General features: G+C 59.1%; 19 protein-coding genes. 12 read left to right on the top strand and 7 right to left on the bottom strand.

Annotated elements, in window-relative coordinates; genetic code table 11:
• Positions 1–4 precede the first annotated feature (4 nt).
• From AC1DD7_RS23245 to AC1DD7_RS23230, 4 genes are all read left to right on the top strand, one after another.
• A complete protein-coding gene (locus tag AC1DD7_RS23245; protein WP_477516760.1) occupies positions 5–820 on the top strand; it encodes an alpha/beta fold hydrolase in 816 nt (271 codons plus the stop codon).
• A 96-nt stretch (positions 821–916) separates the two neighbouring features.
• Positions 917–1261 (top strand): 3-methyl-2-oxobutanoate hydroxymethyltransferase, encoded by a 345-nt coding sequence (locus AC1DD7_RS23240; RefSeq protein ID WP_477516759.1) that lies wholly within the window; start codon positions 917–919, stop codon positions 1259–1261.
• Positions 1228–1449 (top strand): 3-methyl-2-oxobutanoate hydroxymethyltransferase, encoded by a 222-nt coding sequence (locus AC1DD7_RS23235; RefSeq protein ID WP_477516758.1) that lies wholly within the window; start codon positions 1228–1230, stop codon positions 1447–1449. The genes AC1DD7_RS23240 and AC1DD7_RS23235 overlap by 34 nt, the downstream gene beginning before the upstream one ends.
• On the top strand, positions 1346–1651 hold the full coding sequence (locus AC1DD7_RS23230; protein WP_442006378.1) for a 3-methyl-2-oxobutanoate hydroxymethyltransferase: 306 nt from the start codon (positions 1346–1348) through the stop codon (positions 1649–1651). The genes AC1DD7_RS23235 and AC1DD7_RS23230 overlap by 104 nt, the downstream gene beginning before the upstream one ends.
• A 577-nt stretch (positions 1652–2228) precedes the next feature.
• On the opposite strand, the gene AC1DD7_RS23225 is transcribed toward AC1DD7_RS23230, so the two are convergent.
• The 7 genes from AC1DD7_RS23225 to AC1DD7_RS23195 form a co-directional block, all read right to left on the bottom strand.
• A complete protein-coding gene (locus AC1DD7_RS23225) occupies positions 2229–2876 on the bottom strand; it encodes an adenylate kinase (protein WP_442006423.1) in 648 nt (215 codons plus the stop codon).
• Positions 2877–2881: 5 nt separating this feature from the next.
• Entirely contained in the window at positions 2882–3697 is an 816-nt protein-coding gene (locus tag AC1DD7_RS23220; RefSeq protein ID WP_477516770.1) for a polysaccharide deacetylase family protein, read from the bottom strand.
• Between the two features lie 175 nt (positions 3698–3872).
• Positions 3873–4370, bottom strand: a complete 498-nt coding sequence (locus AC1DD7_RS23215) for a MaoC/PaaZ C-terminal domain-containing protein (RefSeq protein ID WP_442006380.1) — start codon at positions 4368–4370, stop codon at positions 3873–3875.
• 46 nt (positions 4371–4416) lie between these two features.
• Positions 4417–5643, bottom strand: coding sequence for an NAD(P)/FAD-dependent oxidoreductase (locus tag AC1DD7_RS23210; RefSeq protein WP_442006381.1), 1227 nt, complete (start codon positions 5641–5643; stop codon positions 4417–4419).
• Positions 5644–5723: 80 nt separating this feature from the next.
• On the bottom strand, positions 5724–7268 hold the full coding sequence (locus tag AC1DD7_RS23205) for a class I adenylate-forming enzyme family protein (protein WP_477516757.1): 1545 nt from the start codon (positions 7266–7268) through the stop codon (positions 5724–5726).
• Positions 7269–7371: 103 nt separating this feature from the next.
• Complete coding sequence (locus tag AC1DD7_RS23200; protein WP_477516756.1) at positions 7372–8424, bottom strand: NAD(P)H-dependent flavin oxidoreductase; 1053 nt, start codon at positions 8422–8424, stop codon at positions 7372–7374.
• 116 nt (positions 8425–8540) lie between these two features.
• The gene (locus AC1DD7_RS23195; RefSeq protein ID WP_442006384.1) at positions 8541–9320 is read right to left on the bottom strand and encodes an SDR family NAD(P)-dependent oxidoreductase; all 780 of its coding nucleotides are present in this window, start codon (positions 9318–9320) and stop codon (positions 8541–8543) included.
• Positions 9321–9912: 592 nt separating this feature from the next.
• Between AC1DD7_RS23195 and AC1DD7_RS23190 the strand changes: the two genes are divergently transcribed.
• The 8 genes from AC1DD7_RS23190 to AC1DD7_RS23155 all read left to right on the top strand — a co-directional run bounded on the left by AC1DD7_RS23190 (position 9913) and on the right by AC1DD7_RS23155 (position 20593).
• The gene (locus AC1DD7_RS23190) at positions 9913–10755 is read left to right on the top strand and encodes a citryl-CoA lyase (RefSeq protein ID WP_442006385.1); all 843 of its coding nucleotides are present in this window, start codon (positions 9913–9915) and stop codon (positions 10753–10755) included.
• A gap of 23 nt (positions 10756–10778) precedes the next feature.
• Positions 10779–11273, top strand: a complete 495-nt coding sequence (locus tag AC1DD7_RS23185; protein WP_477516755.1) for a MaoC/PaaZ C-terminal domain-containing protein — start codon at positions 10779–10781, stop codon at positions 11271–11273.
• A 34-nt stretch (positions 11274–11307) separates the two neighbouring features.
• Positions 11308–12015 carry an NUDIX hydrolase gene (locus AC1DD7_RS23180; protein WP_477516754.1) on the top strand — a complete coding sequence of 236 codons (708 nt, stop codon included), beginning with the start codon at positions 11308–11310 and terminating at the stop codon, positions 12013–12015.
• A gap of 387 nt (positions 12016–12402) precedes the next feature.
• Positions 12403–15315 (top strand): FAD-binding and (Fe-S)-binding domain-containing protein, encoded by a 2913-nt coding sequence (locus AC1DD7_RS23175; RefSeq protein WP_477516753.1) that lies wholly within the window; start codon positions 12403–12405, stop codon positions 15313–15315.
• A 206-nt stretch (positions 15316–15521) separates the two neighbouring features.
• Positions 15522–15674 carry a hypothetical protein gene (locus AC1DD7_RS23170; protein WP_477516752.1) on the top strand — a complete coding sequence of 51 codons (153 nt, stop codon included), beginning with the start codon at positions 15522–15524 and terminating at the stop codon, positions 15672–15674.
• Between the two features lie 77 nt (positions 15675–15751).
• Positions 15752–17491 (top strand): 2-isopropylmalate synthase, encoded by a 1740-nt coding sequence (gene leuA, locus AC1DD7_RS23165; RefSeq protein ID WP_477516751.1) that lies wholly within the window; start codon positions 15752–15754, stop codon positions 17489–17491.
• Positions 17492–17698: 207 nt separating this feature from the next.
• Complete coding sequence (locus AC1DD7_RS23160; RefSeq protein ID WP_477516750.1) at positions 17699–18127, top strand: MarR family winged helix-turn-helix transcriptional regulator; 429 nt, start codon at positions 17699–17701, stop codon at positions 18125–18127.
• A gap of 288 nt (positions 18128–18415) precedes the next feature.
• Complete coding sequence (locus AC1DD7_RS23155) at positions 18416–20593, top strand: 3-hydroxyacyl-CoA dehydrogenase NAD-binding domain-containing protein (RefSeq protein ID WP_477516749.1); 2178 nt, start codon at positions 18416–18418, stop codon at positions 20591–20593.
• Positions 20594–20729: the final 136 nt, after the last annotated feature.

Below are 20729 nucleotides of genomic sequence, written 5' to 3'. Positions count from 1 at the left end.
GAAAATGACCGGTACTAATCTCGCCTTCCAAACCTCGGACGGAGTATCGATTCGGTATGACGACGAAGGACACGGACGGCCCATCGTTTTTGCGTCCGGCGGCACCGCTCACAGCGCCTACTTTGTATGGCAGAGAGATGCACTTCTTGAAGCCGGATACCGCGTGATCCGCTACGATCATAGGCTCCACGGCCGCTCGGACATGCCGGAGCACGGTCAGAGGATGAGCAGGCTAGGCCTGGACCTTGGAGAGCTTCTCACGGCCCTCGACCTCCGCGATACGGTTCTCGTGGGGCACTCCATGGGAGTTTCGGCAAGCCTTGCCTACTTCTCAATTACGGCTGACCCATGGGATCGCATATCGGCATTTGTCGCCGCTGAGCAAACTGCAAAAATTGTCAACACCGCAGACTGGCAGCTGGGTGTCCGGGGTATCACCGAACAGAATGTTTTCGATGCCATCGACTTTAAGCTTAATTGGGACAACGATGGCGTAGAGCCGGATCTGCCGGAGCATGTCCAGCAGTTTTTTGACTCGATTACGCCATCTTGGAAGGACTTTGCGTGGGACAAGTCACGCCGTCTTTTCGCAGATCATTTTCTCTCAGATTGGCGAGACGTCGTGCCACGAATCAAAATCCCCACCCTCGTGATCGCAGGCAGGCATTCTCCCTTCTACGACGTTGACGTAATGCGTTGGTTCGCCGAAACGGTACCCGATGGTCGGCTCAGCGTCTTCGAGCACAGCGGCCACGACCCCTATCTGAACGAATACGTGGAGTTCAACTCTCAGCTCTTGGAGTTCATCTCTAAACACTAGTCATCGTTGCTAACACTTCCGATTGGGGTTCCGGCATTTGCCCCCTCGGGTTGACAACTGTGCACATGCTGCGCGCCGCCTACTGCTAGCTTCAATGTGTTTGGCAATGAAACAAGTTTGCCCGTTAGCGTTGACGAACTCCTGCCACTATGTCGCGCGGTAACCCGCTGCCAGGCGCGCACTGGTCGTCGCCGACCTACCGTTTGGCCGCTATGTGGTTATCAGCCCCGGCAAACCATCGCCACCGGCATCAGGTTCCTCAAAGAGGGGCTGGCCCATGCCGTGAAAATCGAAGGCGGAGGCTTTTACTCCGGAACAGTGAGGGCGATGGTAGAGGCAGGAATTCCCGTCATCGCTCACATCGGGCTCACTCTCCTCAGAGCGAGCACGCTCTCGGCGGATACCGCGTGGAGGGCCGCAGCCACGACGCCCAAAGGCTGATTGAAGACGCCCTGGCCTTGGAAGAGGCGGGCGCCTTTTGCGTTCTGATGGAAATGGTTCCTGCGGATACCGCGGGACGGGTAGATGCAGCGATATATCCCCACAATCGGCATCGGCGCTGGCAAAGCGACCACCGGACAGGTTCTGTGGCAGGATATGGCCGGGATTCGCGGTGGGAAAGTTGCTAAGTTGTCAAGCAATACGCAGATCTTCGATCAAGACTACTCCAGGCTGCAACGACCTTCGGACAAGAAGTTCGTTCCGGCGAATTTCCCGAAAGCAAACACTCCTTGCAACAACTGCCCGGCCCCACTTTCTCTAACTAATTCCAAACACGATGAATCTAATTGCCGGCCAAGTTCTACTTATCCCTTGCTGGCCACCACTTGATCTCTAATCACGCCAGTAACGATTGCACATGCGTGAGAGTCGAAGATGAAGTGATGAAACGAATTCTGAGCAGGAGGCCGCCAGGTGGGGAGGGACTTTAGCCCGCATTGCCCGCCCATCAAGGGCTTTTTTGGCTTGTCACGGTTCCTGGTGATGGTGGCAACGATGAGCACTTCGATCTCTATTCACCACCGGCAAACCGTGTGCCAGAGCCGACCGTTTTCGAAGCGGTGTTGATCAGTACCCAGCATCGCTGGTCCAATTTTCGCTGGATCAGCCGCCACGAGAAACCGAACGAAGCGGCTTCCTCGCGATGGCCCTGGTGGATCCGATGAGGGTGGCCACCAGCGCTTCACGGGGCCTGCGGCTGTGCCGTGCCGGCACCGGACCTGCGATGCCTGCTCGCTGAAGCTCTGGCGCGGGCACGGCACAGCCGCAGAAGGATCATCGGTTTGCCGGCGTGTCAACCCGACCAGCGACAGGAATGTCACGCAGAGGTTGATGCCGGCGGAAGCGTCCTATCCACTCGGTTCGTTCCGGGAGCTGAGGCCTCTCAAGGAGACTAGGACACGAATTCTTAGGGGAGTGCCGTGGCAACTAGAACAGGCGCCGGCTCGAGTCTGCCATTAGCCGCTACGGCGGTGGTCTGCCTTGATGACAATCCGAGAGTAAGATCCAGTGCGGTCGAAACTCTGCTGGATACGTCCGAGATACTTCCCAGCCCATCCACCTCCGTTAAGATGCCGCGTTCGCCGTACCGGGACGTAACGGCGGTTGTCTGGTCGAAATACAGTTTCATCCTGTTTCTAATGACTTCCGCAGTGTCGTCCGAGCGGTTTTCGCGTTCAGCTCTCTGGAGTAAACGCTGGACCAGTTCTTCTGTATCGGCAGTGAGCTGCAGTACGACGTCAAGCTCGCGCCCCTTGGTTGCAAGGATCACGTCGAGATAGTCAACCTGACCTAGAGTGCGGGGATATCCATCCAACAGAAATCCGTTGTCCGCGTCGTTTTGTTCCAGGCGCTCACGAACCATCGCGTTCGTCACCGAATCGGGCACAAATTGCCCTGCATCCAGATATGATTTAGCCGTTTGGCCCAAGCGTGTTTCATTTTTGACATTTTCGCGGAAGATGTCCCCGGTTGAAATGCTGACGATCCCGAACCTCTTTGCAATGTAGCTTGCTTGCGTACCTTTGCCAGCTCCGGGAGGACCTATGAGAAGCATTCTGATCACGGAATCATCCTATCTAGCGGATCGAGGTCATTCAGGAGGGTTCTGGAACCTGCGGGGGAGGATGCCGCCGCTGGCGCAGCGTCGTCTTGCCAGCAGTTGAAGAGCTCGGAGAGCGTTGGAAACCATACACCTTCAAATGAAGTGACGTGGTCGAGGAACTTTTCGAGCATTATAAGGTTGTGTGCCCGTCCAATGGTCTGCGGGTGTAGTGTCCACGTCATTGCGCCCCCGGCACATCGCTCATAGGCGAAATTGAAACTGTCGATCCAACGAGCCAGAACCGTCTCGTTGCTCTGCATGAGCGCGTTTCCCTTGAAAGATTCGAGTTCGGGGAAATCGTCGAGGAACCATGAGACAGGGAACTCAAGTACGCTGCTCTCCGGGCCGAAGGTGTTGCCTTCTTCCTCGCTAATGCCGACCACCATCCGGGGCCGGTAAGGCTCGAAGTCCCTCCCCATGAGAGATGAATCCCAGTCAAACTCGAATTTCGCAAGGAGATCGAGGGTGTTGTCCGTAACATCCAATGCAGGAGATCGGTATCCCCGAGGACGTTTACCCAGGAGCTTTTCGTGCTGGGCTATTTGAAGTTCCAGCAGCCGTTCCTCCTCGGTTCGATCGAGGGAAGGCACATATTCGTGGTAGACACCATGAGCGCCGATTTCATGGCCGGATTCGACAATTGCATCCACTGAGCTGCGGAACGTTTGCATCGTGTGTGTGGGCACACACCACGTCGTAGTGATTCCGTAGCGACGGAAAACGTCAAGGAGTCGTGGGGCGCCGACTAAGGCGCCGAATTCACCTCGGGACATCAAGGACTGGGACGTTGATCGAAAAGTGCCTAGCCATACGCTTTGGGCATCAAAGTCGGGGCTTAGAGAAACGGCGAGGCGTTTGCCGTCGGGTAGATGAAGAGGCACTACGAGCAACTTTCTGTTTCAGGCAAGGGAGTTCGCCTTGCCGAATGTTCTGGTTCGAGCGGCCAGCCTAGGCTGGCCGCCGGGAAAGAAGGACGATCCAGTCGCCTTCCTGGCAGATCACGCCGTCCTGGTTCAGAATTTGAACCCGAGTGGTCACAACACCCCGGTCGGGCTTGCTGGCAGACGGCTTGATGCCAATCACTTCTTCGCGGACACTGATGGTGTCGCCAATACGGATCGGGGCACGGAGGTTCCAGTTGTCAATTCCTAGAAAGGCGATTGCTGAGCCGTTCTTCCATCCCAGCGCCATTTCCAGCCCAAAGGCAATTGAAAGTGCGCCGGGACCATGGAAGAGCCGGGTGCCAAATTCTGTCGTTTTGGCGTACTCCTCGTTGGTGTGCAGCGGGTGCATGTCTCCGGACCAGGTGGCGAACGTTACGACATCGAACTCTGTGACGGTCCGTCCTGCCGAGTTCCACTGCTGTCCAAGTTCCAACTCGTCCAGGTAGCGCACGGCTGACTCATTGGTCGTGCCGAGTAGATGAGTAGTCAATGTTTCTTTCACTTCCGTATAGTTTTTGGTGCTCTTGTGGCAGGGCGGGTGCCCGGGGCTAATAGCGGATGACTCCGTCTACCGGGGTGGTCAGGGACGACCGGTAGAGGGAAAGTTCGTCGAGGGAGTGGCTGAGGCGGTCGCCTGAGATCAGTTCGGCCACCAGCTTTCCCGTGATCGGCCCGGCCAAGTTGCCGTAGACGTGCCCGGTGGCCAGAATCAGCCCGGGAAGTTCCTCCACCTCGTCAACGATCGGGAGGGAGTCAGCCGTGGCGGGGACGAGGCCAGCCCAGGCACGTTCAATACCGAGAGACCTGTAGTTCGGGAAGGTTTTGAGCAATGAATCGATGGCCAGCTTTAGACCGGCGGCAGGCATCCTGTCGTCGAGTTGGTCGGGGTAGTCCATTGGGCAGCCAATGAATAGATTCCCGTCCTCGGTCTTGGCCACACATTCCATGTGTTCGAGGCCCTGTGACTGGTCCTCTGAAGGGGAGGTGAAGTACTCGTCCCGGTAACTGGGGAGGTTCCGGATGTGGGCGTATTGCTTCGCAGCAAGCGGTCCATTGAGGATTTTATCGAGCTTCTCCTCTACAGGAGCCAGTAGGACAGCACCCAGCCTGTGCGGCTTGATGGGTACGGTTACGCCCTCTGATTCGAGCATTGTAGACCACACACCACCCGCCCAAACGACGTTGTCCGCTGAAACGCTGCCGCCGGCTGTTCGTACTCCGACGACTTTCGAGCCGTTCCGCAGGAGTCCGAGGACCGGCGTGTTTTCATGAATTCGAACACCGAGCCTGCGGCATTCCTGCGCCAAGGCACGGACGAACTTCGGGGTACGAATTTGGCCATCTTCGGGGCTGAACGTGGCTCCAATAACATCGGGCGGCAATATCGGGGCGGCTTCATGAGCGGCCTGGTCGTCAAGGAGCTCGGCTTTGAATCCGTCTGCGATCCGGGCTTCCACAAATTCCTTATAGACTCGCCGCTGATCGTCCGTGTAGAAGAACGTCATGGCACCGTTGCTTCTGTATTCGAAGGATGGCCCGAGGATGTCTGCAAAGTCGTCGTACAGGGCCCTCCCTGCACGGGTCAGTTCGACGGCGTAGTCGCCGTGGCGATTCTGCATGTGGAGGAAGCCGAGATTTCGCCCGGAAGCGCCGTGGCCAAGTTCCCGCTGTTCGAGAAGCACAACATCGTGCCCCTTTGAAGCAAGAAAATAGGCAGTTGATACACCCACTATTCCGCCGCCTACAACAACCACACCGGCCTTGTCGAGCTTCATTTCGTCATGTCCTAACTTCGTCTTGATGCAACACGTATGAGGGTGGCCGTCTCGTGATTTGTCGGCCTAGGAGCCGGCTGCTAAGCCCTGCCCTGGCTCTTTTCAGCTGTCAACAGTGTCGCCACGTCCCGCCTATTGACTTTGCCGGTTGTCGAATTCACTGGAAGCGAGTCGACGGCGATGAACTCGCTTGGAACCTTGTATGACGACAAGCGGGCGGCAGCGAATCCCTTCAGGTCGGCTTCGTCGAGGGGCTCTATGCCCCTGGGGACGACGGCAGCAACCACGCGCTGGCCGTAGACGTCATCGGGAAGACCAACAACGGCCACTTCACCAACGGAGGCGTGCTCCTGAAGTACACGCTCAACTTCCGCCGGCGAGATGTTTGTTCCACCACGGATGATGACGTCTGAGAGCCGCCCAACCACGTAGACGAAACCGTCCTCATCCACCCGAACAAGATCTTTTGTGCGGTACCAGCCGTCATCAGTGATGGCTGTCCGCGTTTGTTCTTCATCACGCCAGTAGCCGAGCATAAGCCCCGGTCCAGTCGAGTACGCCTCCCCAACCTGCCCGGGTGGAACTTCCGCTCCGTCGGCGTCGAGAACCTTTAGCTTCGACCGGGGCACAAGCTTGCCCGCCGACCCTGGCTTAGGGGTTGGGTTCGCGATGGGGTCGTAAGTCACCAGTGGGAGGCATTCGGAGGCGCAGTACGCATCCAGGACGGGTAGTCCAGTCTGGGCTTCCCAGCGGCTGAACGCTGCTTCGTTCCTGGGCTCTCCGCCTGAGATGCACAGTCGAAGTGATGGGAAAGCCAGCCGATCCCCGGCCCGGGCTTCAGCGTATTGGGCCAGCTTTCCGAAAGTCGCCGTCACGCCGGCAAGGAATGTGGCCGAATGCTCCTCAATGGCCGGAGCTATCATGTCCGGGCGGGCCCTCCGGACTATCACCACTGTCCCGCCGCGCAGCAGGACGGCCAGGGATGTGCTAGCAAGCCCATAGAGCCATGCCATCGGCAGGCAGATGATGGCATTGTCTTCGGACGAAAGGTGCCAGACTTCGCCGTAGGTGTCCGCGCAGTTATAAATGGCTGTAGCAGAAAGCATGATCGCTTTCGGGCGGCTCGTGGTGCCTGACGAGAAGCAGATCATGGAAAGGGGTTCGCGAAGACCCTCGGGGTTGGGTAGAGCGTCGTGCCGAACCTCGGTTACGTGGAAGTCAACGATATCGACAATCGGGGCATTTCGTGAGGCAGGGGCGATATGCGCACGATCAACGCTTTCGGAGATGACTATCAGCGCCGGGTCACTTGTGGCGATGGCATATTCAAGGTCCTCTGGACCCGAAGAAGGATAGACAGTAACCAATACGCCGCCACTTCGCCATACAGCGAGGGCTGTGGAGAGATAGTCCGCTGAGCTTTCCGCGACGAGGGCCACCCGATAACCCGGCTTGAGCCCGGCCGAAAGCAGCACGGCTGAGCGATGCTCAATTGATGTCTGGAGATCCTTGTAGCTCATGAAGGTGTCGCCGTCGACAATCGCTGTCTTATCGGGGTATTGCTCGGCGATGGATTCCAGCGCTGCGGAGACAGGATCCGTTAGCTCCGGCGACGATTCATTCATTTACGCTTTCACTTTCTTTTGATAGTTGGAAGATTCCAACTGGCCCGTTGAGTCGGACTCGTCTAACTCAACGGGCCCTTTGCCTTTTTATTGGCGATGCCTGCTATTTGCCGGCGGCAAGTCCACGCAGAATCTTTTCTGCATCCGTTGCCATATTCTTGACGATCTCCCCAGCGGGCAGGATTTCGTGGACAAGCTGCATGGTCTGGCCCACGGGCATCATTCCGAAGTCCATGTCGCCATCCTGATATCCGGTTTCGACCCGCGTGCCGGCGACGGCGTATTGTCCAGGAAATCCTGCGGGTTTCTTGTCAGAAGACTCCCATTCCGAGGTCCATTTGTTCTCGAATGCACGCATACGCTTACCGCTGTACGAGTAAGTGATAGTGCTATCCTTGAAGGATCCTTCCACCACTCGGTTCTTGAAATTGTCGTGCCCATATGCTTCGGGGCTGGCAATGAATCGCGTTCCCACCCAGACGCCCGCCGCGCCCAAAGCCAGGGAGGCGGCCAGGCCGCGTCCATCGGCGATCCCGCCGGCGGCCAGGACTGGCTGATCCACCACATCAATTACGGCAGGGACAAGGGTCATAGTGGATGCGTATCCGGTGTGGCCGCCGGCCTCAGTTCCTTGAGCGACAATAAAGTCGACACCCGCTGCGCTGGCCTCCTGGGCCTTGCCCACGGAGCCGACAAGAGAGAAGACCGTGATTCCGCGGTCCTTGCACTCTTTGATGAACCAGTCCGGTGTAGCGAACGTCAAAACAACTGCCGAGGGTGCGGCATCCAGGACAATCTGCACCTGGTCTGCAACGGCCCCAGGCGTCAAAAGCGCCTCTACACCTGCAAGCTTTTCTTGGTGTGCACCCGAAAGCGATTGCCACAGTTCGCGCACTGGCGCCCACTGTGCTTCATCTTCAGTGGTGAGTGAGTCCGGTAGCAGGAGATTAATTGCATAGGGCTTGTCGGTTCCAGCTTCGATCTTCTTGATTTCGGCGCGAAGGTCATCGGGCATGAAGCTGACGCCGCCCAGGCATCCCAGGCCGCCAGCGTTACTGACCGCGGTGACGAGTTCGGCCTGCGCCACACGCGCCATGCCGGCGGAGCAGACGGGGTATTGGAGGCCCAGGGCTTCCGTCAATGCTGTCTTGATCACTTATACACCTTTCACTTCGGAGCCCAAGATCATCCTGGTTTCCGGTTGGTTCATGTTTGCCCCGAAGGGGGAGTTGGTGGGGTAGCTGTTGTTAGCAGGCCACACGGTCGGCAGGACTACGTCGCGTTCCAGCCGCCGTCGACCTGGATCGTTTGCCCGTTCACATAACCAGCAGCGTCGGACGCGAGGAACAGCACTACGCTCGCCACCTCTGAGGGTTCGCCCGATCGTTTTGCCGGAATGAGGAAGTCCATAATTTCAGGCGACACCCCGATGCCTCGCTGCTGCGTCGAAACGAGATCACCCAAGATCTCCTCAGAAGTCGCACGAAGATTTGTCTTGATGACGCCCGGGGCGACAACGTTGGCGGTTACCCCGTGTGGAGCAACATCGATGGCGAGACGACGGGTCAGCCCCTCTATGCCCGCCTTGGACGCGACGTAGGAGATGCCGTCTGCTGCGCCCCTTTGGCCCGCGACGGAGCCGATTGTAATGATGCGACCCGAGTTCTGCTTCGTCATTGCCTGCGCCGCTGCACGGCAGCCGTAGAACGTTCCTGTCAGGTTGACTCCGATAATCTTGGCCCACAACTCGGGCGTCGTTTCGAGCACGTCGGCATACCCGTCGAAGACTCCCGCGCTGTTGACCATGACGTCCAGTTTGCCGGTCTTCTCGACAACCTCGTCCACCAAGGCAGACACCGAGTGGTAGTCGCTAACATCTACGACCCGTGTGTGCAGTGAGTCCGGAGAGCCGAGCTCTTGCCGGGTCTCCGCCAAACGTTCCTCTGAAACGTCACTCGCATAGACTTCGTAGTCTGCTTCGACGAATGCCTGGGCAATGGCCCGGCCGATGCCAGAGCCGGATCCGGTGATAATTACGCTTTTGCTTCCCATGCCCTACAAACTACGTTGGGGATCTTCCGAGTGAAACTGTCATCTTCACGGCTTTTTGTCGACGTTGTCGTGGAAGCTACAGGAGCCGGGTTGGAGGTTCGGTATCTGGGCCGCCCACTATGGACTCGCAAGTGAGGGATGAGGATGGGCGCTGGCGCCCCGCGTTTGTACTTTGACTAGGGGCGGGTGGCGGGCGTTGAAAAAATTCCGGGGCCGGTACCCGTCTTGTCGCTTTAAGGTGGCGGGTACGACAAACCGTCACCAGATTCCGGCAAATCAAGGCGCCCAGACCACAGAACGGGAAGGGCAACGATTATGCCGGTACCAACTCCGGGTCCCCCAACTGACCGTACGCTGGGGGACCCGGCTCCAAGCAGTGCCACGTTTTCGTCGCTTGACTGATCCGTCAGCACTTGCGCAGATGCGTTAGTAATTTTCCGCCTGGAGGTCACGGCTTCAGAAAATCTCCAATGCCAGGATGATGCGGTTGATTCTAAAGTTCAAGGACATGGCCGACATATTTTGGAGCTTGGCTCGTCATCTTGCCTAGCACCGCAGGCCCTTTGAAACACATGACGGTTCGGGAGAAACATTGCAAAAGGATACTGCAGACCAGTCTGGGGCTTATTGGTCATCCTCTGTTAGCCAAGTCACTGATACGAACGTTTATGTTCGCGGCTATGACCTTGAGGATCTGATCGGGCAAATCCCCTTCACGGCAGCCATATTTCTCGTGATCCGTGGTCGGATCCCTTCGGACCATGAGATACGGGCGCTGGACGCAGTCCTCAGCGGAATCTTGGATTATGGTCTTGAAAAGCCCGGGACAGTGGCCGCAAGGTTTGCTGTCTCCGCCAATCCAAGTATGGCTATCGGCATGTCAGCCGCCTGTTTATCTGTCGGGAAGCACACGCTGGCGACTGAGGACAGCGGCCGCTTCATCCGGGCTACGCATGCGGAGTTTCTGGGATCCGGCCTCACGCTCGAAGCTTTCGCTGAGGATAAGGTAAACCGCATGCGTGAAGCAAGGGAACGCATCCCGGGCTTGGGGCACCCCATTTTTAAGGTTGTTGATCCTCGCGCTGAACGGCTCCGATCGATTGCTATGCAGGAAGGTCTGTGGGATCAGGCGGCTGAAGTGTACGAGGCAGTGCACAGGGCCTTCACGAAACTCCCAGGTAAGTCGGACATCCCGATAAATGACGTTGGTGTTATGGCCGCGATACTGCTGGGGCTCGGCTTCACGCCAGAAGAAGGGACAGGTATTGCCTTGCTCTCGACGCTGCCTGGGGTTATCGCCCACGTATCCGAAGAGCTCTCCGGAGGGAAGCCAATCCGAATCGTCCCGAGAGATTCAGCATCCTATGAGGGGGCTACTGGCCGTGATTTTAATGCGGATCGACTCGAAGCCGGCTGGGGCCCTTCCGGGGCCTAGGCGGTAACCGAACAGGAGCAAAGATGGATGCAGGGGCCGAGAATCGTCTGATCCCTTCAGCAACCCGATTCTTTGAGGATCTCCAAACAGGAGATTCGTGGTCGTCTCAAGGGCGAACGATTACAGAGACGGACCTGGTTACCTTCGCGACGTGGTCGGGGGATATGCACCCCCTACACACCAACCAGGAGTATGCCCGTGGTACTCAGTTTGGAGAACGGGTTTTCCACGGTCCTGGGACACTTGCGATCGCTTTTGGCCTGGAAATGGGAATGGGGTGGAAGGAACGTTCGGCCATAGCATTTCTCGGCATTCATGACTGGAACCTCATTGCACCTGTTCGCATCGGCGACACCATTGCTGTACGGGAAGAGGTAGTAGAGCTCCGGCCTTCTGCGACTAAGCCGGACCGGGGCATTGTGAAAACCAGACTTCAGATACTCAATCAGCGAGGCGACGTCTGCCAAGAGGGTTTCTGGGTCGTTCTCCTGTATCGGTCTGCTGCTTACACACCATGACAACGAGAGTTGGGCAACTCGGCAGGAGGAATCAATGAGCATTACCGCTGGTGAGGAGATATGCGCAATGGACCCACCGGTTCCGCGGCTTGCAGTAAGCGTGGTCCTGATGCGGGATTCCCTGCACGGAGTTGAAGTCTTTGTCCAACGCAGGGCACTAACGATGGATTTTGCTGCTGGTGTGGTCGCATTTCCAGGAGGCCGCGTCGACGCTGCTGACTCCTTGCCATCGGCGCTGAGCAGAACGCTGTTGGACTCTCAGGCGGTGGCATGGCGGCGGACCAGGGTTGGAACGGATGCAACGAGTGCGCCACAAACTGCCGCTTGCCTCCTGTCTGCCGCCGTGCGTGAACTGGCAGAAGAATGCGATGTTGTCCTACAACCAGAAGACTTGGTCCCTTGGGCAAACTGGATCACACCTGAGGGCTTTCCCAAACGTTTCGATACGTTCTTTTTTGTGACTGCTGTAGCGCCCGATCTGGAGCCCCAGCATGTCACGACGGAGGCAACATCGTCGCAATGGATGCTGGTGCGAAGGATCCTTTCAGACGAAGCTGCCGGAAGGCTTAAGCTCCTCCCCCCAACGCTGGCAATTTTGGATGAAATTGCAGTAATGCGCACCACCGAGCAAGTGCTTTCGGGGAAACGGGCAATCGAGTCGGTGTGCCTACGCCTTGATGAAGTAGAGGAGTTCCACCGCCTGCGGCAACTGAGCATGACGGATACCCGGAAGCGGTCTTGATACAGCTTCGCGTGCCTATACCAGTTGCGCATTCGGGGATGCCGCACTGCCAACCCACTACCAATATTTTCACCAGAGTTTGGGTGAGGGGGTTGGTGCAATTCCAGTAGCATCGCCGGAGCAGTCGTCGTAGCGTGACGCATGTGCCGCAGAGCGGATGAAACTGTCATGAGGACAAAGGAGCAAGTGTGGCCCACGCTGGTGATCCGGACGCTCTGATGACGGACGCTCTCCAGAGCGCGTCAACGTCGCTGCGGGCAGCCACGCTGTTTCCGGGAGATGTTCCTCTCCAACTGGACAGGTTTGTCACCAGAAGATTTTTTCAATATTGCATATCCGACGTGCGTGCCCGGCTTCACCGGGACGAAACTGGAGCCTGATAACGCTATGACTCAAGATGTCCTCTCCACACCGGGCCGTGCACCGGTCCTTGCCCGGCTGGAAGCCGCGGGCGTGCTTGCCGAAGAAATGGGCCATCGTATTGCCGCGTATTCCTATGACGCGTCCAACTACAGGGTTCCGCCTGTTGCCGTGGTCTTCCCACGAAGCGTCCAGGATGTCGTGGCTGCGGTGGCCGCATGCCGGGAAACCGGCACACCGTTGGTGAGCCGGGGTGGCGGGACATCCATGGCCGGCAACGCCATAGGCCCCGGCATTGTTCTGGACTTCTCCCGGTACATGAACCGGATCAACAGCGTCGATGAGGCCACCAAAACCGTCGACGTCGACCCCGGCGTCGTCCTCTCCCACCTGACCGTTGAGACAGAGAGGGTCACCGGTGGGAGGATCACGTTCGCACCGGACCCTTCGTCAAAGAACCGGGCCACGATCGGCGGCTCACTCGGGAACGATGCTTGCGGTAATCACTCAGTACGCTACGGCCGCACCTCTGATCATGTGCTGGAGATTGACGTTGTCACTTCCGACGGCGCACAGTTGACCGCCACGGCGACCGGTCTGCGCGCAACTGACCCAGCCGATACCTTCTCGGTCTCCCGCGCCTTTGAGCTGGGGGAGGAGCTTAAGCAGCTCGCCCAGGACAACCTGGCAGGTTTTCGGGTAGAGCTGGGCCGTATCCAGCGCCAGGTCTCCGGTTACCACCTGGCCAACCTCCTGCCTGAAAATGGTTTCAACGTGGCCCGAGCCTTCGTGGGAACCGAGGGCACTTGCGCGATCGTCGTGCGGGCCCGCATGAAACTCGTCCCTAAAGCACCCAGCGCCCTCCTCGTGTGTCTCGGGTACGCCGATGTCGTGGACGCCGCCAAGGATATCGAGACCATCCTGGAATTTTCGCCCGCCGCCGTCGAGGGCATTGACGAGGCCATCGTGGACACAATGAAGTTGCGACGCGGACCCGATTCAGTTCTGGGCCTGCCCGAAGGCAAGGCCTTCCTCTATGTGGACTTGGACGGGGACAACCCCGAGCAGGTAGCCGGGGAAGCGTCCCGGCTCCTCGAACGGCTGGCGGCAAACGGACGGATGGTGGACGGGCGCGCGGTTCCAGACCTCGTCCAGCGCGCCACCCTCTGGCGGGTCCGGGAAGACGGGGCGGGTCTTTCCTCCCGGCCGGCAAGCGGCGGGGAATCACAGGCAGGCTGGGAAGACTCAGCTGTTGCGCCGCGGAACCTGGCCGCATATCTGTCCGATTTCCGTGACCTTTTAGCTGAGTTCGGGTTGACCGGAATTATGTACGGGCACTTTGGTGCAGGCTGCATGCACATCCGCATCACTTATGACCTGCGTAGCGAGGAGGGCCGGGGCGTCTTTCGTAAGTTCACCCACGCCGCAGCTGACCTCGTAGTGCGGCACGGTGGCTCATTGTCTGGTGAGCATGGCGACGGACGCGCCCGCTCGGAGTTTCTGCCGGTCATGTATTCCCCAAAAATGATCGCAGCATTTGAGACCTACCGTGGACTTTGGGACCCTGCCGGCATCCTGAACCCAGGATCCATGACAGATGCGGACCCCATGGATGCCAACTTGGCGCACGAAGGTATTCCCCAACGCGAGTGGCGAACTCACTTTGAGCTCCGTCCGGTCGAGGCCGCGGCCGCCGGTGCTGACCCGTGGGTTCATGCCGTCCAGTCCTGCATTGGCGTGGGCAGGTGCCGATCCGATGCCGGTGGCGTCATGTGCCCGAGCTACCGAGCCACAGGGGACGAAAAGGATTCAACGCGCGGCCGTTCCCGTGCTCTGCAGGACATGGTCCGAGGTGCCAAAAGCATCGACGAAGGTTGGAAGTCGAAGGATGTCCGGGAAACACTGGATCTGTGCCTGGCGTGTAAAGCCTGCTCCAACGACTGCCCTGCCGGGGTGGACATGGCCACGTACAAGTCGGAGTTCTTCTCCCACTACTACGAGGGCAAACTGCGGCCCATGTCGCATTTCTCCCTTGGCTGGTTGCCGCGCTGGCTGAAACTGACCACCCTGATCAGCCCGCTCGTGAACCTAGTCCTTGCCAGTCCGCTGGGCAAGGTGGTGGCCGCAGCAGGCGGGCTGACTACGCACCGGAAGATGCCGAAGTTTGCCTCCCGGGCCATGCTCCGCAAGGAATTGGCGCCCTACGCGGATTCATCGGCCCCGGCAGATGCGGTCCTTTTCGTGGACTCGTTCACCAAGGGCTTCAGGCCTGAGGTTGCCGGGGCTGCGGCCCGGGTCATGGAAAGCACAGGTCGCACTGTCGGCTGCGAGTCCGATGCTTGCTGTGGCTTGACCTGGATCTCCACCGGCCAGTTGGACACCGCCAAGAAGCTCATGGGCAATGCGGTCGCGAAGCTCGACGACGGGGCCGATACCCCCATCGTGGTGATTGAACCTAGCTGCGCCGCGGCGTTGAAGAAGGACGCACCCGAACTGCTCGGCAGCGAAGCGGCCGAACGCGTCTCCCACAGGATCCGGAGCTTCGCGGAGGCCGTGAAGGAATGGGTCGACGGCGGCTGGACACCACCTGCCGTGCCGACGGACGTCACCGTGCAAACCCACTGCCACGAATACTCCACCTTCGGGGCCACCGTCCAACGAAAGGCCTTGGCCGCCCTCGGTGTCGCAAACGTCAACGAAGCCACAGGCTGCTGCGGGGTCGCCGGGAACTTCGGGTTTGAAGCCAACCACTACGCCATCTCGATGAAGGTGGCCGAACAGGCCTTGGCTCCGGCCTTGTCTAAAACAGCCTCCGACGTCCCCGTTCTGGCCGACGGTTTCAGCTGCGCCATGCAGGTCAAGCAGCTGGACCCGGACCGCAAGAGCCTGCATTTAGCGGAACTGCTCGACCAACGCGCGCCTGGAGGTGAAATGCAGTGAAGAAGTTAGAGCCAGCAACAAGCTTTCCGGTCGCAGTCGAACCCCACACGCCGGGCTTGCCCCTCTTTTTCGACCCATTGGTTGAGCTGACAAAACACGGCCCGTCCAGAAGTCCGCAATCCGAACTCGCCGGCCCTAAGAAGCCACCTCCCCGGCGCGGACGACCGCGGAACCGATCCCGCGACAGGTCAACTGAGAGGAGTGCGATGCTCGACATGGTCGTCCATGACCTGCAGGCCCTTGGTGTCCGACTCAACAGCAGCAGCGCCCTTTCGTCCGAGCACTCGTCCTACCTTCAGATCGTGCGCACGGAGCTCCCGCCCCTTAGCTGCCGCGGCGAGTCCTCAGGCGCAATCTAGCGCAAGGCCATCCTCGTCGCGGAGTTCGTGTTACCCGGCCACCCTTCAATGAAGATCTCAAGAAAAGGCCTCCCGTAATGCAAAACGCACAAAAGTCCTCAGGAATGCCCGCCCACCGCTACACGCCGTTCCAGGACCAGATCAAGGTGGAACTGCCAGACCGCACCTGGCCGGACAAAATCATCGCCAAGGCGCCCCGCTGGTGCGCCGTGGACCTGCGCGACGGTAACCAGTCTCTGATCGATCCCATGAGCCCGGCGCGCAAGATGAAGATGTTCGACCTGCTGGTCCGCATGGGCTACAAGGAGATCGAGCTCGGGTTCCCGTCCGCCTCCCAGACCGATTTCGATTTCGTCCGGCAGCTCATTGAGGGCAACCATATCCCGGACGATGTGACCATCCAGGTCCTGACCCAGGCCCGCGAACACCTGATTGAGCGGACCTACGAATCCTTGGTGGGCGCCAAGCAGGCGATTGTCCATCTTTACAACGCCACCTCGGTGTTGCAGCGCCGCGTGGTGTTCAACCAAGACGAGGACGGAATTTTGGATATCGCCCTCCAAGGCGCCCGGCTCTGCAAAAAATACGAGGAAACGCTCGTTGACACGCATATCATCTATGAGTACTCCCCGGAATCCTTCACGGGCACGGAACTGGAGTACGCGGTGAGGGTGTGCAATGCCGTGGCCGATGTTTTTGAAGCCTCCGCTGACCGGCAGGTCATCATTAACCTGCCCGCAACCGTGGAAATGGCTACTCCCAATGTTTACGCCGATTCGATCGAGTGGATGAGCCGTCATCTGCACCCCAGGGAGGCCATCATCCTGTCCATGCACCCACACAACGACCGCGGAACGGGTGTTGCTGCCGCGGAACTGGGGTACATGGCTGGCGCGGAGCGGATCGAAGGCTGCCTCTTCGGCAACGGCGAGCGGACCGGAAACGTGGACCTTGTCACCCTGGGCCTGAACCTTTTCGTCCAGGGCATCGATCCCATGATTGACTTCTCCAATATCGACGAGGTCCGGCGCACGGTGGAGTACTGCAACCAGCTGCCCGTCCCGGAGCGTTCGCCCTACGGTGGCGATCTCGTCTTCACCGCGTTCTCCGGATCACACCAAGACGCCATCAAGAAGGGCTTCGAAGCACTCGAACGGGACGCGGCCGCTGCCGGCAAAGACGTTTCCGACTTCACTTGGCAGGTTCCGTATCTGCCCATCGACCCCAAGGACCTGGGTCGCTCCTATGAAGCAGTCATGGGGGTCAATTCCCAGTCCGGCAAGGGCGGAGTGGCCTACCTGCTTAAGACCGAGCACAGCCTGGATCTGCCGCGACGTGCCCAGATCGAGTTCTCGGGCGTCATCCAGCGACGCACTGACACGGTGGGCGGGGAAGTCAGCGGCGCTCAGCTTTGGCAGATCTTCCAGGACGAATATCTGCCCTCCCGCGAGGCTGACGGGCAGTGGGGCCGATACTCGCTGGGCGCGGTCAAGACGGAAACAGATGACGACGGCGGCATGACGCTTCACGCCTCACTCACCGTAGACGGCGTGCAGGTTCAGCGCACCGGTACCGGCAACGGCCCAATCGCTGCCCTGCTGAGCATCCTCCAGCAGGATGGTGTGGACCTCAGGGTGCTGGACTACAGCGAGCACGCCCTCTCAGAGGGCGGTAGCGCGATGGCTTCAGCCTACGTGGAGTGTGCAGTGGGGGAGCGCGTGCTGTGGGGCGTCGGCATCGACGCCAACACAAGCACGGCCGCTCTCAAGGCTGTCATTTCCGCCGTGAATCGAGCCATCCGCGACGCTCAGGCCTGATCTCGGCAGTCGGTTGACCGCCTCGCAGGATTCTGGACACGGCTGGACGCCCGACCAGTCGTGTCCGAAACCTCAAGCTCGGTTGCCGCATGAGGCCAGCGTCGCGATCGTTTTCTTTCTGGGCGAGGAGTCGATACGCGCCCTGCCAGAGAGGATTTTCGCATGAAAGAGCAAGCAGGTTGATCAAGTCGGTTGTATATTCGAGGCATGATCGACCAGAAGAAAATGACACACTCCTTCTTTGAGGCGCTGCACCCTCTACTGGCGCGCTTGAACGTAGAACGGACCCTCTCGCCTGGAAAGCTGGGCATTCTCAGATATCTGTCCAAGCACGGACGGGCCACCACTTCGGAACTTGCTGTGGCTGGACGGGTCAGCCCTCAGGGCATCTCGCTCGCTGCGCGGGAATTGGAACGGCTGCAGCTTGTGACGCGCGTACCTGATGACGTGGACCGTCGCCGGGTCTGGATCGAACTTACGCGGGAGGGCGGCGAAAAACTTTCTCAGGAGGTGTCTGTTGGGTATGGCTGGCTGGACCGGACAGTCAGCGAGCGCTTGACGCCGGAAGACCGCAGGGTGCTCGAGGCAGTCATTCCCGTTCTCAGAAAGCTGGCGTCCGAGGCGAGCAGCGACTGAGCCCTGGTACCGGATGCTCAGCTGAGAGAGTTCCGCCTCGGGCCTGGGCATGCGCCGGTCTAAATCTCGTCTTGCCAAAAACTACAGTAATATCATAGTTGCTAAGCAAGTATCATATTCCCAAGGTGCGGAGACGCTAACGCAAAGTAGGCGCTCGTCCTCCCGGGCAATCCCCGCCGCACAAGTCGCCCACCAGGTTTCCCGGTGACCTCGCGATGCCCTTCTGTAGAGAGCCGATCTGACGGTGTCGGACCGCCACTACTGCCTCCCTCGACTAAGGAATGACATATGACAAACCCGACTCGCACGGAAGCTCAATCCGGTGATCCGGATGCCAAGCCCCTCGGCGGGCTCTCGCCCTATGTGCAATTGACAGAGGTCCAGCTGCCTGGAGCCGGCAACTTCGCGCTGATCACTCTGACCGGTGGTGACGGCAAGCCCGCCACCTTTAGCCCCGAGTCGCTGCAGGCACTCCACGGGATGCTTGCGGAAGTCGCGAAGGGCGTCGACTCAGGACGCGTGGCTGGCGTTGGCATCACCGGCCAGAATCGCTTTTTTGTGGCCGGCGCAGACTTAAAGTCTCTGAAATGCGTGAAGGACCTGGAGTCGGCCCGAGCTGTTGCACGTCTAGGACATCAGGTGTTTGGCGCACTCGCGGCAATAAAAGTTCCAACTTTCGCCTTCGTCAATGGCGCGGCCATAGGCGGCGGGCTGGAAGTCGCGTTGGCAGCGCGCTACCGTACAATTTCATCGGACGCGAAGGGGATATCTCTGCCCGAGGCCTACCTCGGCCTGGTGCCCGGCTGGGGCGGAGTGTACCGACTTCCCCGGCTCATCGGGCCCACTAATGCGGTGAAGTTGATGATCGAGAACCCACTGGCTAACAACAAGGTTCTTGACGGCAGGTCAGCGTATGAGCTTGGTATTTCAGACACTGTATTCGACAGTCCCGATTTCCTGAGTCAGTCACTGGCCTGGGCTGACCGGGTTATTACCGATACGGCATTCCGGGAAGAACTTGACCGACGGCGGGCCTCGGTTGCCGGCTCCTCTCGGGAAGAATGGGATGCGGCCGTGGCTGCGGGTCGGGCCATCGTTGCATCCAAGACCTCCAATGCCTCACCTGCCCCTGCTCGTCTGCTGGATCTGCTCGAACTGGGCAGGAGTCTGGATCAGGCACAATCCGCGGATTTGGAAGTCAACGCACTCGGCGAACTGATCCTGACACCGCAGTTCAAGGATTCCGTGTATGCGTTTCTTGAACTTCTACAGCGTAGAGCCAAGAATCCGTCGAATGCGCCTGATCCGGCGCTGGCCCGCCCGATCAACAAGGTCGGAGTTGTCGGCGCTGGACTGATGGCCGGGCAGCTGGCCCTGCTGTTTGCCCGACAGCTGCAGGTACCCGTTGTGATGACGGACATCGACCAAGGCCGCGTAGATAGAGGTGTAGGTGACGTCCACGCCCAGGTGGACAAGCTGTTCACCCGCAAACGCATCTCCCTGGACGACGCCGATCGCCTTAAAACCCTTATTAGCGGCTCGGTGTCCAAAACCGCCTTTGCCGACGCTGACTTCGTGATCGAGGCGGTCTTCGAAGAACTCTCTGTCAAGAAGCAGGTCCTCGCAGAAGTCGAGTCCGTCGTTTCCGAAAAGTGCGTTCTTGCCACCAATACGTCCTCGCTGCTGGTGACGGAGATGGCCGCAGACCTCCTGCACCCGGAACGCGTCATCGGGTTTCACTTTTTTAATCCGGTCGCCGCCATGCCCCTGCTGGAGGTTGTGCAGGCAGCCAAAACCAATGATGAAGCCTTGGCCACAGCGTTCGTCCTCGGTAGCACGCTGAAAAAGACCTCGGTGCTCATCCGTGATGCCACAGGATTTGTGGTTAACCGTGTACTACTGCGGCTGGTTGCGGAGGTCCTGAGGGCCTTTGACGCGGGCACCCCTGCTGACGTCGCCGACAAGGCACTCAAGCCCATGGGACTGCCAATGACGCCATTTCGGCTTTTGGCCATGATCGGTCTTCCTGTGGCGCAGCATGTTATCGAATCCCTCCATCTCGCCTTCGGCGACCGGTTCCCCATCTCGACTAATCTCCAGAGACTGATAGACCATGGCATCACCTCGTTCTGGTCTGATGAATCCGATGGCAGCCCGCACATCCCACGGTCCACCTTGGAAATCCTGGAGTTCACTGACAGCCCTGCGACTTCGGAGGAACTGCTTGAACGTGTCCAGGACGCCTTGGCGCAAGAGATCGGGCTTCTACTTGACGAAGGAGTGGTCGCATCGGCGGAGGACGTGGACCTTTGCATGATCGCTGGCGCTGGCTGGCCGCTCCACCTCGGTGGCATCACTCCTTATTTGGACCGGACGGGCGCCTCCGAAAGAGTCAATGGCCAGCGGTTTCACCTGGACAAGCGGCAGGCCCAGCTGCAGAGCCCATCTTGCCCTGGGACCCCTTGAGACACTTTCCACGTCACAAGTGCTTTCTTGGGTTGCGGCGCCAACAATGTGAATGCCTGCTCAGGCCCACCAGGGACCGCGGGGGTTGGTGGAGTGGGGTTTGTCTGGCTCCCTTGATTCGCTTCTAAAAAGTCCA

It is taken from the genome of Paenarthrobacter sp. 10L412 (assembly GCF_056395565.1).
The sequence above is the reverse complement of the archived record's forward strand: the minus strand, read 5'-3'. Positions and strand labels throughout refer to the sequence as shown.

What these genes read in the sequence shown, in the direction of transcription:
- leuA (WP_477516751.1), top strand. Translation starts at nt 15,752, where the DNA reads ATGCAAAACGCACAAAAGTCCTCAGGAATGCCCGCCCACCGCTACACG.
- AC1DD7_RS23180 (WP_477516754.1), top strand. Translation starts at nt 11,308, where the DNA reads ATGAGCATTACCGCTGGTGAGGAGATATGCGCAATGGACCCACCGGTT.
- AC1DD7_RS23170 (WP_477516752.1), top strand. Translation starts at nt 15,522, where the DNA reads ATGCTCGACATGGTCGTCCATGACCTGCAGGCCCTTGGTGTCCGACTC.
- AC1DD7_RS23225 (WP_442006423.1), bottom strand. Translation starts at nt 2,876, where the DNA reads ATGCTTCTCATAGGTCCTCCCGGAGCTGGCAAAGGTACGCAAGCAAGC.
- AC1DD7_RS23185 (WP_477516755.1), top strand. Translation starts at nt 10,779, where the DNA reads ATGGATGCAGGGGCCGAGAATCGTCTGATCCCTTCAGCAACCCGATTC.
- AC1DD7_RS23210 (WP_442006381.1), bottom strand. Translation starts at nt 5,643, where the DNA reads ATGAAGCTCGACAAGGCCGGTGTGGTTGTTGTAGGCGGCGGAATAGTG.
- AC1DD7_RS23245 (WP_477516760.1), top strand. Translation starts at nt 5, where the DNA reads ATGACCGGTACTAATCTCGCCTTCCAAACCTCGGACGGAGTATCGATT.
- AC1DD7_RS23160 (WP_477516750.1), top strand. Translation starts at nt 17,699, where the DNA reads ATGATCGACCAGAAGAAAATGACACACTCCTTCTTTGAGGCGCTGCAC.
- AC1DD7_RS23205 (WP_477516757.1), bottom strand. Translation starts at nt 7,268, where the DNA reads ATGAATGAATCGTCGCCGGAGCTAACGGATCCTGTCTCCGCAGCGCTG.
- AC1DD7_RS23230 (WP_442006378.1), top strand. Translation starts at nt 1,346, where the DNA reads ATGCAGCGATATATCCCCACAATCGGCATCGGCGCTGGCAAAGCGACC.
- AC1DD7_RS23195 (WP_442006384.1), bottom strand. Translation starts at nt 9,320, where the DNA reads ATGGGAAGCAAAAGCGTAATTATCACCGGATCCGGCTCTGGCATCGGC.
- AC1DD7_RS23220 (WP_477516770.1), bottom strand. Translation starts at nt 3,697, where the DNA reads ATGTCCCGAGGTGAATTCGGCGCCTTAGTCGGCGCCCCACGACTCCTT.
- AC1DD7_RS23155 (WP_477516749.1), top strand. Translation starts at nt 18,416, where the DNA reads ATGACAAACCCGACTCGCACGGAAGCTCAATCCGGTGATCCGGATGCC.
- AC1DD7_RS23175 (WP_477516753.1), top strand. Translation starts at nt 12,403, where the DNA reads ATGACTCAAGATGTCCTCTCCACACCGGGCCGTGCACCGGTCCTTGCC.